Genomic DNA, 15,571 nt, shown 5'->3' on the forward strand with positions numbered 1-15,571 from the left:
TGCACATTTTATATAATATAAAGTTTACCATCTTCTCACTGCAAATTACTAGTACATATAAGAATTTAGTTATAAGTATCAAAATACTTTTACATGTGAAAAGTTATCAGGTAAAAAATAAAAGCCGCATATTGCGACTCCGATTTATTTAATTGTTACGCTTGTGATTTGGGTATTGCTGCTTTTCTTTTTAGTGGACTTGTCATAAGCAGTATCGGTCTTAAATAATGACTTGCTAACAGCATCAGACTTGAGCTGAATACTTTCAGGCTGAGGTTTTAACTCATGATTAGCGCCAAACAAGGTCTGGTTGTATGGGGCAACCCGACGAAGGTGATGACGGCGACTAATCTGTTCAGGTTGAGGTCGATCTGCTTCAACCTGCCACTGAGTATAGCCAGCAGCCAAACCCAGCAGCAACAGCAGGCCCACTATCCCCGCCGTAACAGCTTTTTTCATTTTACTCATTCTCCTCTTTGAAGTTATTGCTAACTACCTAGTTAGATTATAGCAAATATATTCATAATGCGCTATATTCATATATAACCCTATCAGACTAATTCTATACTACTACTTTAACTATAATCTATCAATAAATAAAAGTAAGATAATTCTGCTCATTTTTCGAAAATACGTTACTTTTTCTCTATTTCTTACACTATATCTAGTGTTAACACTTAGGTCTCCTGATATTAACGTTAGTACTTTAAAATATATTAATCACTATGAAACAACAAAAAAACTCTGAACTAGCTCACCCATCTGGATGAACTAATTCAGAGCTTGGCAATTTCTGTACAAACTAATAATTTTCAGTTAACACTTCCCCGACTGCTTGGGTAAATGGCGTCAACTTGTGTCCTAGAATTTTTTCTAAGTCATGATCGTCATATTCCATATCCCCAGCTGCCTCAGGACTTATTTTTTCCAACAAAAGATCAGCTTGGTGATAACTGAGGCCGACCTTTTTTTGCAAGTATTCCAAGTAAGCCTGCCCGCCAAGGTTATGAGCGGTAACCGGCTGACCGGAAACTTGTGAAATGGCGGCTGCTAAGTCAGCAAAACTATGTGGTTGACCACCAAATTCATAGATTTTTTGCGGATGGTCAGCAAGCAAAATTTTGCTTAAGCCTTCAGCATACTCGCGCTCAAGCGCCCAGCCTACCTTGGCTTCACCAGCACAATAGGCAAATTCGCCGGTAGATGCTCCTTGATGAATAAAGGATGCCACATTTTCCAAATATTCATTGGTCCTGACTAAAACATAATCGAGGCCACTAAACTTAAAAGCATTTTCAGTAAATAAAAAGTCATAGGCAATTGGTGAAGCAGCAGTTTCCACATGGGCATAACTGGTAAAGATTACCTGCTTAACTTTAGCTTGTGCTAACGCCTCCACTGCCTTGGCCTGCAGTTCTGCTCGATGATAGCCGACTCCAGGCTGAATTGAAATAAACAGCACTTTGTCAATTCCGTCTAGGGCTGCCTTTAGTTTTTCGGTTTCCCGCAATTTAGCTTCACGGATACCTATTCCTTTGGGCAAAACCCGCTCGGCCTTTTCGCGGTTGCGCACAATTGCCACTATCTCCTCAGGGGCCACCCCGCGCTCTTCCAGCAAATCTTTAATCACGGCTTGCCCTAAATGACCAGTCGCAGCAATTATTGCGTATTTCATGTAATAGCCTCTTTCTAAGGTTCAAATTAGCACCTATTAGACTCTTATCTTAACATTTACACGAAAAAAATACTTGATTTTTGCCAAATTCGATAAGTTTTACCTTATCCATCCCAGGATTGTTAAGCTTCGCAGCTTTCCATCCATTAAGGCGACGTCGGGTAATTCGCCCCACTTTACAAAACCAAATTTTTTGAGCAGCGCTAAACTGGCCTTGTTGTGGGAAAAGACAAACCCAACCAAGCGAGTTAGTCCTAGCTTGGCAGTTTGATCTTCAACATACTTTATTGCTGCACTCCCTAACCCTTTGCCCTGAAAGACCGGATCAAGATAGATGCTCACTTCTGCCGTATGTGCATAGGCTGGTCGGCCGTAAAAGTCTGACAGACTCACCCAGCCGGCAATTTGTCCACGATATTTGATTAACCAAATCGGCCGGCTCGTTTCATTAAAACTTGCAAACCAGGCTTCCCTGTCAGCTACAGTAACTGGTTCCAGATCTGCGGTAGCAATTCTGGTAGGGATTGCTTGATTATAAATTTCAACAATTCTAGGCAAATCTTTGTGCCGAGCGTATTCAAAACTTATCTGATCCATAATTCTGCCTCCTATTTAAATCTGAGATAGATTCATTATACCAGTGATAAAGGCAATCAGGAAATTGGTATTTACCAGTATTAGTTGAAAGCTTAAGAATTCGTTTTCAATTATTAAAGTTGGTCTAATTGCTTGAATTTATTCCATTGCTTGTCGTATTATCAAAGTGACATACGTCGGACACGATTGGCATGTCAACTAGCCTAATCTTAATTATTGTGTATTTCTCATCATATAGGCTTAAAAAACGACTTAACCGGATTTGCTGGTCAAGTCGTTTTTTGGTTATTACCCAGGAAATATTATTGCTTGTGGCGCTTTATCAAAAATACGATTCCCGTCACTAAAATTACGAATGCTCCAATAAATAAGAAGCCAAAGCCTACTGGCAACAGGTAAAAGTTTTCATGGAGAAAACCATTTTTATCAACATATTCCACTGAATTGGCTTTGATGAACAAGCACATAAACCCCATTAACATCAATACCGCACCGATAATCGTTGAAACCATGTTAAATTTAGCCCGCTTATTTTCACTGCCATCTGCAATTAGTTTTTCAGTCATTTTGTTCATATCTGAACCTCCTAAAATCAAATCATCAAGGGAGACATGGAAGGTTTCAGCAATGATAATCAAAGTCTCGATATCGGGGAGATTTTTATTATTTTCCCAGTTGGAAACTGCTTGCCGCGTAACGTGCAATTTATTGGCAAATTCTGTTTGGGTTAACTGATGATCCGTTCTAATCTGTTTGATTTGATCGCTGAATTCCATTTTTCTACTCCTGTTTTGTTTGATTCTAGGATACGTCTGCAATCCGGTGGCAACAAGCAAGTAAAGCTTGCAAGCAGGCGGGCAAGCGTGGCTTGCTAGCTACAAATTGCTTGGCAGCTTGTATTGACTATCTATCAAAATATATGGAAGTTGATATTTTTGGGCTTGTTCAAGATATGTTTGGTTCTCTTTTAGGGCTATCTCCTTGGTAAATCCACTATCATCCACTCTTTTTTCTACTATGTTTGCATATTCTTTTACCTTCGTAAAATGCTGCTCAAGATAGTTTGGACTCATCACCAAACAATAATACTTGATCTGAGCTAAATATTGTTCAGAAAAGTCGTCTTTCCAAGTAAAGGGCACATAACCCCCTTCAACTATCAAATTCTGCTGATTTTCAATTGCCGTTTTGATCATTTCCCGGACAATCGGCCAGAGATAATCTCTTAATGCTAAATCATCTTCAGGAGTCAAACTTGTTTGGCCACTCCGAATTAATCCCATTTTCAAATGATCAATCGATAAATATGGATAATGATACTTTTCTAATAATTTTTGCGCTAGATTTGTTTTTCCAGTGTGTGAAGCCCCGGTTATCAAAATAATCATCATTAACTCCTTTTATTAAAGCATACAGATTCTACATACTATTATGCAAACAAATTACTAACTTTTCTGCAAAATTCTAGGTAAACTTTATTTAGCATCAATTATTGTTTTCAAGGAGGAACTTTATGAAAGCTGCAATTTTTGAAGAACCAAAAAAGCTAGTAGTTAAAGAGGTTGACAAACCAACTATTCAAAAACCAACCGATGCGATTATCCGCATTGTGCGCGCTTGTGTCTGTGGCTCTGACCTATGGTGGTACCGCGGAATTAGCAAGCGTCCTACTGGTTCCTTAACTGGCCACGAAGCCATTGGCGTGGTTGAAGAAGTTGGCTCCAGCGTAACGCACGTAAAGCCAGGCGACTTCGTCATCGCGCCCTTCACTCATGGCTGTGGCCACTGTGCTGCCTGTTTAGCCGGCTTTGATGGCAACTGCCTTAACCAAGAGCCAGGCATGAATGCCGGCTACCAAGCTGAATATTTGCGCTTCACTGGTGCCGATTGGGCCTTGGTAAAAATTCCTGGCCAGCCAAGTGATTACACGGATGAACAATTAAACGACTTATTAACCTTATCTGACGTGATGGCTACTGGCTTCCATGCTGCTAAGAGTGCTGAAGTCAAACAAGGCGATACGGTAGCAGTCATTGGTGATGGTGCCGTAGGTTTATGTGCCGTTATTGGGGCAAAACTTTTAGGTGCTAAGCGCATTATTTTGCTTAGTCACCACGAAGATCGGGCTAAATTGGGGCAAGCGTTTGGAGCAACCGATATTGTAACTGAACGCGGCGATGAAGCTACTAAACATGTTTTGGACTTAACCGCTGGTGCCGGTGTTGATGCCGTGATGGAATGTGTTGGGGCAACCAGTGCGATTGAACAATCCGGCCAAATTGCTCGGCCAGGTGCAATTGTCGGCCGAGTTGGCGTTCCCCAAACTGAACCTAAATCCAACCAAATGTTCTTTAAAAATATTGGTTTACGCGGCGGTATTGCCTCAGTTACTACGTATGATAAAGACTTGCTGCTCGACGCAGTTTTAAAGGGTGAAATTCATCCCGGCAAAGTCTTCACCAAACGCTTTGATTTGGACCACATCCAAGATGCCTATGCAGCCATGGACCAAAGAACTGCTATTAAGTCTTTGGTAATCGTAGCTGATAAGTAACAATTATCCACAAAAACAGCCCACTCCTAGCGAGCGGGCTGTTTATTTTTCCACATGTGGATTAAAAGCGCCGCAATAAAACCCCCAAGTCCGAGGCTAAGCCAGCCAAAGCCTAAATCAAAAAATGGCAGATATTGACTGGCAAATTTTATCATCTCTTGCGCCCAAGCCTGGCTGCGTAGAATCGCTGGCAGGTTATTAACCATGTCAAAGATGGCCGGCAGCAAGGTTAGCGCCAAGGTAATTCGATATACCAGGGGATCATTTTGGAAAAGCGGCGAAGTTATCCCCAAAATAATCAACATGATTGCCAATGGGTACAAAAACATCAAGACTGGCGTCGACCAGCTAATGATTTCATCCAAGCCAACGTTGGCAACTAAAAACGACAAGACACAGTTGCCTAATAAAAATTGTTGATAAGAAATGCACGGAAAACGTTGGTGCAAGTCTTGGGCAAAAGCGACGATTAAGCCCATCGCCGTAGTTAAACAAGTAATGGCAGTTAAGGCAGCCAATAAAGCATCCCCCGCACTCCCCAGATAATAATGGGCAATTTGGGCCAAAGTGATCCCACCATTATCGGCCAAGGCAAACTGGTGCCGGCTTACTGCGCCCAAATAAACTAAAGCCAGGTAAATTAAACCGATTCCCAAGATGCCAATTGCTCCTGATTTTGCAGCCGTCAGGGAAACGTCCTTGCGTTTGTTAATGCCTAAAGCCCGAATGGCGGTAATTACCGTGATCCCAAAGGCTAATGAAGCCAAGCCATCCATGGTATTGTAGCCTTGCAAAAAGCCATTGGTAAAAGCTTGCTTGCCATAACCGGCCATTGCCGAGATTGTGCTGCTTGTTCCCATTGGGTTTAAAGCCGCCAAGAAAAAGATCACAAACAGCATAAATAAGAAGATCGGATTTAACACCTTGCCAATAATGGTGGTTATTTTGCCATCGCTTTGTGAAAAAAAGTAAACCAGGATAAAGAAAATTGCCGAATAAACCAACAATCCCGTTCCCTGTGAGGATTTAGGCAAGTAGTTGGCAATTCCAATAGTATACGACACCGTGGCAGTTCGCGGAGTCGCAAAAAGCGGTCCCAGAGTGGCGTGCGCCAGGATTAAAAAGATCAAGGCAAATTTTGACCCAGTTGGCAGGGCCAGCTCATAGATGCCATTGCTGCCGGTAATCGCAATTGCAATAATGGCACAAAGAGGCAGCAACACTCCTGACAAAAGAAAACCGCCGGCTGCCAATAACCAATTGTGCCCGGCAAGTTGCCCTAAATGCACTGGAAAAATTAAGTTGCCGGCACCAAATAACATGCCAAAAATCAGCGAAGCCAATAACAGGTAATTTTTCAGACCTAAATGTTTTTTCATAATTTTGCTCCTTTTTGATAAAAGATCAAGAAGAAGACTTAGCTAAGTCTAGTTGAACGAAAAAAAACGCCCCTCTAGGCCAATTGACCTAAAGGGACGCCTGTAGCGTGTTACCACCCTATCTTTACAGCATTCGCTGCCTCACCGCATACTCGCAAAAGCGAAGATGTTGGCGCGTTTACGGGCGCTCCCGTTCGATGCTCATGTGCACTTCGCACCGACCACTCCTAGGTTACTTTCATTTTCCACAGCTAGGTCCGCTCACACTTTACCGGACTCGCTTAACTGGCTGGTTGGAAAACTACTCTCCTAATCAACGTGTTTATTCTCGTATCAACTTGTTAATCAGCTTACACGCTTTTTTGAGCTGTGTCAAATATTTTTCTCATTTTCTTTTGCCAATTTAATCCAGCAAACGAGGAATACTACAAATAAATATCCCCCTAAAACCAGATGACTGGCGTTAATGAATTCAGCCATATCAGGGTAGAATGTATTAGTTGCAAAACTCTTTAAGATCAAGTTTAAGCCAGCCGGTTTTGCCAATACCAGTAGACTTAACCAGAAAACAAACTGGGTGAAGAGACTGCTGGCTGCAGCATAATTATAGTTTACGAGGTATGAAATAGCCTTATCTCCGCCACCTGCCTCATAGACCATAACAGCTTGCTGCCGCAACTTAGCAGCACCAGCCCGCAGCAAGAAGATGCCTAAGACATAAATGGGAAACCAAAAAGTTGCCGCTAAACCTAAAATCATGCTCAGCATGCAGATTGTTACCGTAGTAAAACCAGAAACTTTCTCGAGCCAGCTCAATACTGCTCCGCCAAACAGCATCGCTAAGAGATAGGCAACCAGCACTAAGTAATACTTCTTCAGGCCGTAGTTGGCTCCAACATAAATTGTGCTGTATAAGGTCCAATATTGCCCTCCGGCCCCTGCTACCATCGCTGCTAAACGCAAACCGGGAGTCTTGGGGCGCTGCCGATCTAGAAACAACAATATCAGCATAATCACAAAGAAGCTGCCTAAAAACAGCATCCCCCATTCAATCGGCTGATTCAATGAATTGCTGCGGCCCCAGCGAACCAAGCCCATTGAACAGAACAATAAAATTCCCAAAACATAGTTGTACCAATGCCAATTTATCTTGCTGCTGGCAGTTTGGACAGGACTGTACCCTAGAATGGCAACAATCACAATCACAAACATGACAGCATAGCCCAGCCAAGCTCGTTTGAGCCAGTATATTCCAGCTGCTAAGGCCAGCAGTATTAGCAAACTAATCACTTGCCCAACAATGCTGCTTTTGTTTTCTGCTAATCGCTTGTTTTGATTGACTGCCACGGGGAAAAGAGCCGAGCCTAAACCGATGCCGACAGCTGCCAGATCATAATACCAGGAGCCAAAATATCCCAATAGCCCCAGTCCGTAGCCAATTAGGGCACTAACTAGGCCAATCCAGCCCAATAGACTATAATTTTTCTGAAAATCCCGCAGCAGCAACAAGCCAGACCGCCTAAATGCATAATAGAGCGCAAAAGGCAGGATCCCGCTAGCTAAATCCTGTTGCTGAATAATCAGAGACAGATAGATGATGAACGGCATTAAATTTATTGCATAGCTGGCAAAATCGGTGAACTTGCGCCAATTGCCAGCATTATATTCAGGTTTTGTATCGGTCACAAAAAACTCCTAACTTTAATTAATACAACTATCTTATCCTAAATCCTCATTTTTAGGCACAAAAAAAGCAATCCTTGCAGATTGCTTAAGAAAATAAACTAGTGTTCGGCTGCTTCAATCCCTGCTTGCAAACTGGCCGTGTCGACTTGCATTTGACGGAATTCGGGATTTTCAATTGGCAAATGCTGCTCGAAGCTGTCAAAAATTTCCAACTTGCCGCTTAAGCCCTTGGTTGACAGGCTTAAAATATGGCCACTAAAACTCCGGTCATCAGAGATGAAATGCAAATGCCAGCCACCGGCCGTAACCGTCCCAAAAATGTCCGGTGCATAGTAACCGACCACGCTGCCCGAAATAGCACTAGCCTCAAAAGTTGGTTGATGCTTGGCTACTTCTAATAAACCTGGATATGGTTTGCTTTGCTTAGGGGCAATGCGAATTTTCACCTGATCCAAGACGCCATCAAGTTTTACATAGGCAAACACATTTGCTAACTGGTAGCTTTTAGTTAAATTGCTGGTCAAAGAAGCAAAGTCGTTTTCGCCTACCTTCAGCGGGACTTCGTTTTCAGGGAAATGAACTGAAGCAAAGGGCAAGGTCGTTTGCATATCAGTGACATGGTTGACCTTGCCGCTAGCATCGGCTTGATAAACCTCGCCATCTAAAATTACGACTTCACCATCTAAGCCATCAAAGGTGCCTAAACCATAGGAGCCATGCTTGAGCAATTCCCCTAAAGTTTGGGTACCAGCTAATTTGCCGGCCATCAGCATGGCCAGGGTTCCATGTTCGTATAAAGTTGCCATTTTTGTCATCCTTTTTTAGAATTCACTATCAAAAATCTGGTTTGCCAAATCAATATTGTGTGAGTAGTTAACCGGCACGTCAACTACTACCGGTCCCTTAGTATTGTAGGCTTGCCGGAAGACTTTTGCCAAATCCTCAGCCTTGTCCACGCGTAAGCCCGTGGCCCCAGCAGCTTGGGCAAATAAAACATTATCAAATTGACCAAAGTTTACGCCGGCTGCCTTGCCATATTTCTTTTCTTCTTGGAAACGAACCATATCGTAGTGGCCACCATCGTTCCACACAATGATCATGATGTCTAAGCCCAAAGCTACTGCCGTACTTAATTCAGCTCCAGAAAACATCAAGCCGCCATCGCCAACTACCGCAATCGCCTTCTTTTCTGGATGCAGCAGGGCAGCCACCATTGCCCAAGGCAGGCCCACGCCTAAAGTCTGCATCCCGTTGGAAATCAGCAAATGACGCGGCTTATAGCTTCTAAAGTGGCGCGCCATCCAAATGTAGTGCGAGCCCACATCAACTGAGACGATCGTATCATCGTTAACCACTTTTTGGGTGGCCTGAACGACTGCTAGCGGATCACTGATGTCGTCCGAGTCGCTCCGCGGAGCCTTTTTGTCGCTATCCAGTTCAGCTTTATATTGATCCAGCAATTGCTGAGCATCATAAGAAATCTGGTAGTTGAGCAACTGGTAGGACAACTGTCTAAGCGTGGTCGCAATATTGCCGATCAGCTGCAAGGAAGGAATATAATTATTGTCAATTTGCGCAGACGACGTATCAATCGCCGCAATATTCAGCTGCCCGTCCACATTCCAGTTGCGCGGTTCATATTCAATTGCGTCATAGCCAACCGTGATCACTAAATCGCTGGCCTTGAGTAACTTATCGCCCACTTGGTTACGAAAGAGCCCAACCCGGCCAAAGTAAGCCTGGCGTTCAAATTGCCGCGAAACCACGCCGGCAGCTTGGAAGGTTTCAACTACTGGCAGGTGGGTTTCAGAAATCAATTGCTGCAAGGCACCAGCAACTTCTGCCGATGAGCCCCGCATGCCGACCAAGATCACCGGCAATTTTGCCTGCTTGATTTCTTGGGCTAAAGTTTCAATGGCATCTGGTGCGGCCGGTCCCTGGCCAAAGTCTTGGTAAACCGGCAGCGGCTTGCCCGTAACTAAGCTGTCATCCACATCTTGCGGGATGCTGACAAAGGCCGCCCCGCGTTTTGCACCTTGCGTCGCCTCAAAAGCATTTGCCATAATTTCCGAAATATTTTCAGGATCTTGCACTTCAGCAGCATAGTTGGTGATTGGGCGAAAAATTTCAACTGAAGACGTACTTTGGTGGGTTTGCCGATACTGGTCCTTGCGCTGTACTTGGCCACCGATCGCTAAAACGGCATCGCCTTCAGCTTGGGCCGTCATTAGTCCCGTAACTAAATTGCCCACGCCTGGGCCAGAAGTCGCAATTACCACCCCAGTTTTGCCAGTTAGGCGCGAATAAGCTTGGGCCATAAAAGCAGCATTTTGTTCATGTCTGGTCACGATTAGCTTGGGCGCATCAGGATCAGCCTCCAAAGCTTCAAACAGGCGATCGATCTTCGCCCCGGGAATGCCGAATACGTAGTCAATATGGTGCTTCTTTAAACTATCAACGATAATGTCGGCACCGTAAATTTTTTTGGTCATATTTTATCTCCGATCATTGTTATTTACTTTTTCCTCCATTCTACTTACTTTTGGTAAGCTTATCAAGGTAAAAAGTAAATTTGTCTTTCATATCTTACCCCAGCAACTAAAAAAACCGAAAGCAGAAAGTCCTGTTTTCGGAAATTTTGAGCTTTTAGTCCTTGCCTAGATAGTTGCTAGCCGTGCCAAACCACTTTTTATTCAATTTTGCTAGCTGTCCATCTTGCTGCATGCGGCCTAGGGCTTGGTTTATTTTACGTCGCAAAGTCTTGTCGCCCTTGCGTAACCCCACGGCAAACAAATCGCTCGGCAAGGTTTTATCAAAATAAACCTGATAGTCCGATTTATCTTTTTCGTGATTAATATAGTATCTAGCGTAGACCTCATCCATGAAAATTCCTTGAATTCGACCAGCATTCAGATCGATAAAGGCATTGGGAAAAGTATCATACAATACCGCCTGCTTGCCCTTGATTTTGTCCTTGAGCAGTTTCGGATACTCATCCAAAAAAGTCTCTGCCGTTGAACCAGTTTGGACGCCCAAAGTCTTGCCGGCAATTCCGGCAAAACTCTTAATGCCATATTGTTTTTTAGTTACCAAGACTTGTTCATTTTTCAAATAAGGACGACTAAAGGCGACCTTTTTCTTACGGGCACTGGTAATTGAATAGCCATTCCAAATTAAATCAATCGTGCCATTCTTGAGCTCGGTTTCCTTCATCGACCAGTCAATTGTTTGAAAATCAACCTTGAGGCCATATTGCTTAAAGACGGCTTTAGCCAAATCGATATCATAGCCAATCAGCTGACCATTTTTCTGCCGAAAACCCATCGGAACAAAACTGTCGTCCAGGCCGACCACCACGCTCCCGCGTCTTTTAATGGTTTTCCAGGTATCTTGCGTATTAGCTTTTTCCGTCAAATTAGTGCAGCCGCTCAAAGTTATTAAAGCTAGCAAAAACAGCAAGACCAGAGCTAGTTTTTTCTTTAAAAAGCGCATCTCTCTGCCCCCTTACTGGGCTTGAACCCGATAGACGCTGTCCGCAATCTTTTGGGCAAAATCCATATCGTGCGTGACCACCAGTTGGGTCATGCCTTGTTCTTTCAAGCCGATAATCAGCTTGGCTACTTCATCGCGCAAGTTGGGGTCAAGGGCACTGGTCGGTTCATCGTAGCACAGAATTTTCGGCTTCATCGCTAGCGCCCGGGCAATCGCCACCCGCTGCTTCTGGCCACCGGATAATTGCCAAGGATACAACTTTTCTTTTCCGCCCAAGCCTAGTTGTTCAAGCAAGCCGCGCGCCTCTCGCTCAGCTTGGTCAGGTGCTTCTTTTAAAACCAGTTTGGGAGCTAGCGTCACATTTTCCAACACCGACAGGTGAGGAAAAAGGTTGAAGTTTTGGAAAACTACGCCAATTACGGCGTCGCTGGCGTCCATGCCCTGGGGATCAAAAGCGGCCCCATCGAGCAAAAATTGACCGCTATCAGCTGTTTCTAATCCCGTAATACAACGCAGCATGGTGGTTTTACCAGCTCCAGATTGCCCGACAATGGCTAACACCTCGCCATCTTTCACCGTTAAATTGATATTTTTCAAAATAGTGCGATTGCCAAAGCTCTTGTTGAGATTCTTGATTTCCAGCATCCTAGTCGCCCCCCCTTATTTGAAGTATGAATAACGTTTTTCGACCTTGTGCAAAACAAAGGTGCAAATTCCGATTAGCAATAAATAAATAACCGCTACTAAAATCAAGGGAACCAAAGTGACATCCCTTGAGGTGGCAACATTTCCGGCCCGCAGCAAATCGCCCAAGCCGATGACGTAAACCAGTGAAGAATCTTTTACCAAGTTAATCACTTCATTGCCGATTGACGGAATAACGATCTTGACCACCTGGGGAATGACAATTTTGCGAATGGTTTGACCATAAGATAAACGCAAAACCTTAGCTGCTTCGTATTGGCCTTCGTCAATTGATTGAAAGCCACCGCGAAAAATTTCGGCAAAATAAGCGGCATAGTTGAGAATAAAGGCAAAAATTGCTGCTCCAAAACGGTCAAACACAATCCCTATAATGGGCAGGCCATAAAATACAAAGATTAATTGCAGCAAAAGCGGCGTGCCCCGCATTAACCACACATAAAAATTCAGCAGCCATTTCAAAGGTTTAAACTTAGAGGTTAAACCTAGACTTACTAACAGACCCAACGGCAAAGAGCCAACCAAGGTCCAGAAAAATATCTGCAAAGTTAGTTCTGCTCCCTGCAGCAATGACGGCATGATTTCAGCTACATATTTCAAGGTCATAATTCTTCCTCTTTCCCAATCAAAAAAGCGTCCTCTTGGATCGCGTTTAATCCAAGGGGACGCCGATGGCGCGGTTCCACCCCGCTTCACTGCTTGCTTGCACAAGCAGCCTCAGTGAGTTTATTTTGAAAATAAAAACGCCTTCCTAGCCAGCTTGGCTAAGAGGGCGCTTGGCGCGGTTCCACCTCATCTTGCTGCTATCTCGCAATAACAGCCTCAGCAAGTTCAAAATAAACTCAGTGCGATAACGGGCTTCCCCGAACTGGCTTTTATCCAGTCAACTCACAGGTGTGATTCAGAAGTTGCCGCCACCTGCTTCTCATCACCGCAGGCTTTCTGTTGACGTAGGCTTCCTACTAGTCTGTTCTAAGTTTTTCTTTGTTGTTCTGTATATTAGACTCTTCCAAGCCAAGTGTCAATAAATTTGTCTGAAAAAATTATGATTTTTTCACTTATTCTGGCAAATCTTTGATTTCATCCAATTTACGCAAATGCCGAGCTTCAATTTCCTTAACCTTCTTAACGCGGCGAACGTATTTTTCCTGGTTTAAAAAGTCAGTCGTCATCCAAGTTTTCACGATTTCTTGTGCAATCGCTGAGCCAATAATTTTTCCGCCCAAACATAGCACGTTTGAATCATTGTGTTGACGTGATAGCTTAGCACAAAATGGATCTTGGCAAACACAAGCATCAATGCCATAAACCCGGTTGGCGATCATGGCTGAACCATAGCCAACCCCATCAATGAAAATTCCCCGGTCGGCTTCGCCGCGCGCAACCTTCAAGCTAGCTGGGTAAACAAAATCGGATAAATCAACGGAATCGCTGCTATAAGGACCCGCATCGATCACTTCATGACCCATTTCTTCCAATTCTTCTTTAATTTCTTTTTTCAATTCATAACCGGCATGATCGCCAGCAAGTACAATTTTCATTTTTTCTCTCGCTTTCCTTTTGCAACTAAGTCTTAGTCTACCACGATGCTAATGAATGCCCAACAGCAATTTAGCCTCGCGGCTCATCCGGTCAGTGGACCAAGCTGGATACCAGACTAGGTTAATATCAACGTGTTTAATTTCAGGAACGGTCAATAAGGCTTTGGTGATCGCCTTATTCAGGTAGTCCGACAAGGGGCAGCCCATGATGGTCAGAGTCATCGTTACCAAACAAATCCCGTCCTCATCTAAGTCAACATCATAAATTAACCCCAAATTGACAATATCAACTTGCAGCTCCGGATCAATTACGCTTCCTAAAGCAGCCATAATATCTGCTTGGATTTCTTTATTGTCGCGCATTAGTCCATCTCCTTGCCAAAAATTTTCATCCTGATTGCTTGCCCCGTTGGGGTTCCGGCTAGTCCGCCCAAACCAGTTTCGCGCAATTCGCGTGGCAAATTGCGTCCCACCTTATCCATTGCCGAAATGACTTCATCTGGTGGGATAATGCTAGTGCAGCCGGCTAAAGCCATGTCAGCCGCCACTAGCGCATTGGCGCTGCCAACCGCATTGCGATTGACACAAGGCACTTCCACTAATCCGGCAATCGGGTCACAAACCAGTCCTAATAAATTGCTGATGGCAAAAGCCATGGCGGTAGCACTTTGGCGGGGGCTGCCGCCAGCTGCTTCCACTGCAGCCGCTGCTCCCATGCCACTGGCACTGCCTACTTCAGCTTGACAGCCTCCAGAAGCACCGGCAATGCCGGCATTATTGGCAATAATCATGCCAAAACCGCCAGCCGTAAATAGAAACCGTACCATTTGCTCTTCATTCATTTTTAGACGTTTTTCCAACATGAATAAAACACCAGGCAAGGTTCCTGAAGAACCCGCAGTCGGCGTTGCACAAATCACGCCCATTGCTGCATTTACCTCATTGGTCGCAACTGCGTTTTGCACCGCCTGCATCATTATATCGCCTGACAAGGTATGTCCTTGCTCGCGGTAAGCCTTTATTTTAACAGCCTGTCCACCAGTCAGCCCCGTCATTGACTTAACGCCCTTTTCTCCGCGTTCAACCGCTGCTCGCATCGTTTCCAGGTTATGTTTCATCTTGTTCCAAACGTCCTCGCGGCTCATGCCGCTGGTTTGAACTTCATGTTCAATTACCAACTCTGAGATGGCTTTTCCGCTTTTCTCGGCGTCCTGGACTAATTCTTCAATTCGCTCATACATAGTTAGATACAAATAATTCCCGGGTAATTCCCCAATAAGTGCTTCTTGGTACCGGCATGCAAATAATTAATCAAATCAAATTCAAAAATCCGCCATGCCTGGTTTTCCACAACAACATTTTGCTTAAAAGGAGCATGCATTCGCAAGAATTCAGTTAGCTGCAAGCCCTTAATCTCTCGCCGTTCATCAGTCGTTTTAACTGGATATAAAATTATCGGCAATGGCCCTGTCGGCTTAATCGTTAAGTCGTAAAGCTTAATCTGACGGACTTCAATCACGCCTCCGCCAACGGAGCAGGCTGCTACTTCGACTTGCTGCTGGCCATCGGAGAGATTCAAAACAGCAGTGTTGGGATGACCAATTGGACTAGGTCCTGCTTCTTCCACAAAGCGGATGTCAATCCCCGCTTCTTTTGCCAGCTGGCGCGCAATCGGAACCCGGTCATCATCAGCAGGAAAATTCATAATGCCGGCCGCTATCGCATAATCTGTCCCATGTCCTTGGTGGGTCTGGGCAAAAGATTCATAATAGTGCACGACTACTCGCTTGGGTTGACCATTAAAAATCGTTCGCCCTGCTTTGCCAATAGCTACTGCTCCCGCAGTATGAGAGCTCGACGGTCCAATCATGATCGGACCGATAATATCAAATACGCTGCGATAATTCCCTGCCATTTTTCTCCTCCAACCTTTGCCATGTCGTAA

The 15,571-nt window shown here is 44.3% G+C and carries 17 protein-coding genes and 2 other annotated features; of the genes, 1 reads left to right on the forward strand and 16 read right to left on the reverse strand.

Annotated elements, in window-relative coordinates:
* Window positions 1-144: 144 nt before the first annotated feature.
* The 5 genes from KI210_RS00950 to KI210_RS00970 all read right to left on the reverse strand — a co-directional run bounded on the left by KI210_RS00950 (window position 145) and on the right by KI210_RS00970 (window position 3,660).
* Window positions 145-459 carry a hypothetical protein gene (locus KI210_RS00950; protein WP_212780018.1) on the reverse strand — a complete coding sequence of 105 codons (315 nt, stop codon included), beginning with the start codon at window positions 457-459 and terminating at the stop codon, window positions 145-147.
* 343 nt (window positions 460-802) lie between these two features.
* The gene (locus KI210_RS00955; protein ID WP_212780019.1) at window positions 803-1,675 is read right to left on the reverse strand and encodes an NAD(P)H-binding protein; all 873 of its coding nucleotides are present in this window, start codon (window positions 1,673-1,675) and stop codon (window positions 803-805) included.
* Between the two features lie 99 nt (window positions 1,676-1,774).
* Complete coding sequence (locus tag KI210_RS00960) at window positions 1,775-2,272, reverse strand: GNAT family N-acetyltransferase (RefSeq protein WP_212780020.1); 498 nt, start codon at window positions 2,270-2,272, stop codon at window positions 1,775-1,777.
* 302 nt (window positions 2,273-2,574) lie between these two features.
* Window positions 2,575-3,048: a helix-turn-helix domain-containing protein gene (locus KI210_RS00965; RefSeq protein WP_212780021.1), complete on the reverse strand. Its 474-nt coding sequence runs from the start codon at window positions 3,046-3,048 to the stop codon at window positions 2,575-2,577.
* 99 nt (window positions 3,049-3,147) lie between these two features.
* Window positions 3,148-3,660, reverse strand: a complete 513-nt coding sequence (locus KI210_RS00970; RefSeq protein WP_212780022.1) for a P-loop NTPase family protein — start codon at window positions 3,658-3,660, stop codon at window positions 3,148-3,150.
* 125 nt (window positions 3,661-3,785) lie between these two features.
* On the opposite strand from KI210_RS00970, the gene KI210_RS00975 reads away from it, so the two are divergent.
* Entirely contained in the window at window positions 3,786-4,826 is a 1,041-nt protein-coding gene (locus KI210_RS00975; RefSeq protein ID WP_212780023.1) for a zinc-dependent alcohol dehydrogenase family protein, read from the forward strand.
* 26 nt (window positions 4,827-4,852) lie between these two features.
* Here the strand turns inward: KI210_RS00975 and brnQ are convergent, their stop codons facing one another.
* From brnQ to KI210_RS01030, 11 genes are all read right to left on the reverse strand, one after another.
* Entirely contained in the window at window positions 4,853-6,205 is a 1,353-nt protein-coding gene (gene brnQ, locus KI210_RS00980; protein WP_212780024.1) for a branched-chain amino acid transport system II carrier protein, read from the reverse strand.
* An 89-nt stretch (window positions 6,206-6,294) separates the two neighbouring features.
* Window positions 6,295-6,531, reverse strand: a binding site (T-box leader).
* A 46-nt stretch (window positions 6,532-6,577) separates the two neighbouring features.
* Window positions 6,578-7,891, reverse strand: a complete 1,314-nt coding sequence (locus KI210_RS00985) for a hypothetical protein (RefSeq protein WP_212780025.1) — start codon at window positions 7,889-7,891, stop codon at window positions 6,578-6,580.
* Between the two features lie 98 nt (window positions 7,892-7,989).
* Window positions 7,990-8,697: an acetolactate decarboxylase gene (gene budA, locus KI210_RS00990; protein WP_212780026.1), complete on the reverse strand. Its 708-nt coding sequence runs from the start codon at window positions 8,695-8,697 to the stop codon at window positions 7,990-7,992.
* Between the two features lie 15 nt (window positions 8,698-8,712).
* Window positions 8,713-10,383, reverse strand: a complete 1,671-nt coding sequence (gene alsS / locus KI210_RS00995) for an acetolactate synthase AlsS (RefSeq protein ID WP_212780027.1) — start codon at window positions 10,381-10,383, stop codon at window positions 8,713-8,715.
* Between the two features lie 154 nt (window positions 10,384-10,537).
* Window positions 10,538-11,383 carry an amino acid ABC transporter substrate-binding protein gene (locus KI210_RS01000; protein ID WP_212780028.1) on the reverse strand — a complete coding sequence of 282 codons (846 nt, stop codon included), beginning with the start codon at window positions 11,381-11,383 and terminating at the stop codon, window positions 10,538-10,540.
* 12 nt (window positions 11,384-11,395) lie between these two features.
* Window positions 11,396-12,028 carry an amino acid ABC transporter ATP-binding protein gene (locus KI210_RS01005; RefSeq protein ID WP_212780029.1) on the reverse strand — a complete coding sequence of 211 codons (633 nt, stop codon included), beginning with the start codon at window positions 12,026-12,028 and terminating at the stop codon, window positions 11,396-11,398.
* A gap of 15 nt (window positions 12,029-12,043) precedes the next feature.
* Entirely contained in the window at window positions 12,044-12,691 is a 648-nt protein-coding gene (locus tag KI210_RS01010) for an amino acid ABC transporter permease (protein WP_212780030.1), read from the reverse strand.
* Between the two features lie 159 nt (window positions 12,692-12,850).
* Window positions 12,851-13,069, reverse strand: a binding site (T-box leader).
* Between the two features lie 74 nt (window positions 13,070-13,143).
* On the reverse strand, window positions 13,144-13,626 hold the full coding sequence (gene rpiB, locus KI210_RS01015) for a ribose 5-phosphate isomerase B (protein ID WP_212780031.1): 483 nt from the start codon (window positions 13,624-13,626) through the stop codon (window positions 13,144-13,146).
* 48 nt (window positions 13,627-13,674) lie between these two features.
* Window positions 13,675-13,989 (reverse strand): metal-sulfur cluster assembly factor, encoded by a 315-nt coding sequence (locus tag KI210_RS01020; RefSeq protein ID WP_212780032.1) that lies wholly within the window; start codon window positions 13,987-13,989, stop codon window positions 13,675-13,677.
* Complete coding sequence (gene sdaAA / locus KI210_RS01025; RefSeq protein ID WP_212780033.1) at window positions 13,989-14,867, reverse strand: L-serine ammonia-lyase, iron-sulfur-dependent, subunit alpha; 879 nt, start codon at window positions 14,865-14,867, stop codon at window positions 13,989-13,991. The genes KI210_RS01020 and sdaAA overlap by 1 nt, the downstream gene beginning before the upstream one ends.
* 2 nt (window positions 14,868-14,869) lie before the next feature.
* The gene (locus tag KI210_RS01030; RefSeq protein ID WP_212780034.1) at window positions 14,870-15,541 is read right to left on the reverse strand and encodes a serine dehydratase beta chain; all 672 of its coding nucleotides are present in this window, start codon (window positions 15,539-15,541) and stop codon (window positions 14,870-14,872) included.
* Between the last annotated feature and the right edge of the window lie 30 nt (window positions 15,542-15,571).

This window comes from Lactobacillus corticis, assembly GCF_018327645.1.
Lineage (GTDB): Bacteria > Bacillota > Bacilli > Lactobacillales > Lactobacillaceae > Lactobacillus > Lactobacillus corticis.

What these genes read in the sequence shown, in the direction of transcription:
- rpiB (WP_212780031.1), bottom strand. Translation starts at nt 13,626, where the DNA reads ATGAAAATTGTACTTGCTGGCGATCATGCCGGTTATGAATTGAAAAAA.
- KI210_RS01010 (WP_212780030.1), bottom strand. Translation starts at nt 12,691, where the DNA reads ATGACCTTGAAATATGTAGCTGAAATCATGCCGTCATTGCTGCAGGGA.
- KI210_RS00970 (WP_212780022.1), bottom strand. Translation starts at nt 3,660, where the DNA reads ATGATTATTTTGATAACCGGGGCTTCACACACTGGAAAAACAAATCTA.
- sdaAA (WP_212780033.1), bottom strand. Translation starts at nt 14,867, where the DNA reads ATGTATGAGCGAATTGAAGAATTAGTCCAGGACGCCGAGAAAAGCGGA.
- KI210_RS00965 (WP_212780021.1), bottom strand. Translation starts at nt 3,048, where the DNA reads ATGGAATTCAGCGATCAAATCAAACAGATTAGAACGGATCATCAGTTA.
- KI210_RS00955 (WP_212780019.1), bottom strand. Translation starts at nt 1,675, where the DNA reads ATGAAATACGCAATAATTGCTGCGACTGGTCATTTAGGGCAAGCCGTG.
- KI210_RS00960 (WP_212780020.1), bottom strand. Translation starts at nt 2,272, where the DNA reads ATGGATCAGATAAGTTTTGAATACGCTCGGCACAAAGATTTGCCTAGA.
- KI210_RS01020 (WP_212780032.1), bottom strand. Translation starts at nt 13,989, where the DNA reads ATGCGCGACAATAAAGAAATCCAAGCAGATATTATGGCTGCTTTAGGA.
- budA (WP_212780026.1), bottom strand. Translation starts at nt 8,697, where the DNA reads ATGGCAACTTTATACGAACATGGAACCCTGGCCATGCTGATGGCCGGC.
- KI210_RS00975 (WP_212780023.1), top strand. Translation starts at nt 3,786, where the DNA reads ATGAAAGCTGCAATTTTTGAAGAACCAAAAAAGCTAGTAGTTAAAGAG.
- KI210_RS01030 (WP_212780034.1), bottom strand. Translation starts at nt 15,541, where the DNA reads ATGGCAGGGAATTATCGCAGCGTATTTGATATTATCGGTCCGATCATG.
- alsS (WP_212780027.1), bottom strand. Translation starts at nt 10,383, where the DNA reads ATGACCAAAAAAATTTACGGTGCCGACATTATCGTTGATAGTTTAAAG.
- KI210_RS01005 (WP_212780029.1), bottom strand. Translation starts at nt 12,028, where the DNA reads ATGCTGGAAATCAAGAATCTCAACAAGAGCTTTGGCAATCGCACTATT.
- brnQ (WP_212780024.1), bottom strand. Translation starts at nt 6,205, where the DNA reads ATGAAAAAACATTTAGGTCTGAAAAATTACCTGTTATTGGCTTCGCTG.
- KI210_RS01000 (WP_212780028.1), bottom strand. Translation starts at nt 11,383, where the DNA reads ATGCGCTTTTTAAAGAAAAAACTAGCTCTGGTCTTGCTGTTTTTGCTA.
- KI210_RS00950 (WP_212780018.1), bottom strand. Translation starts at nt 459, where the DNA reads ATGAAAAAAGCTGTTACGGCGGGGATAGTGGGCCTGCTGTTGCTGCTG.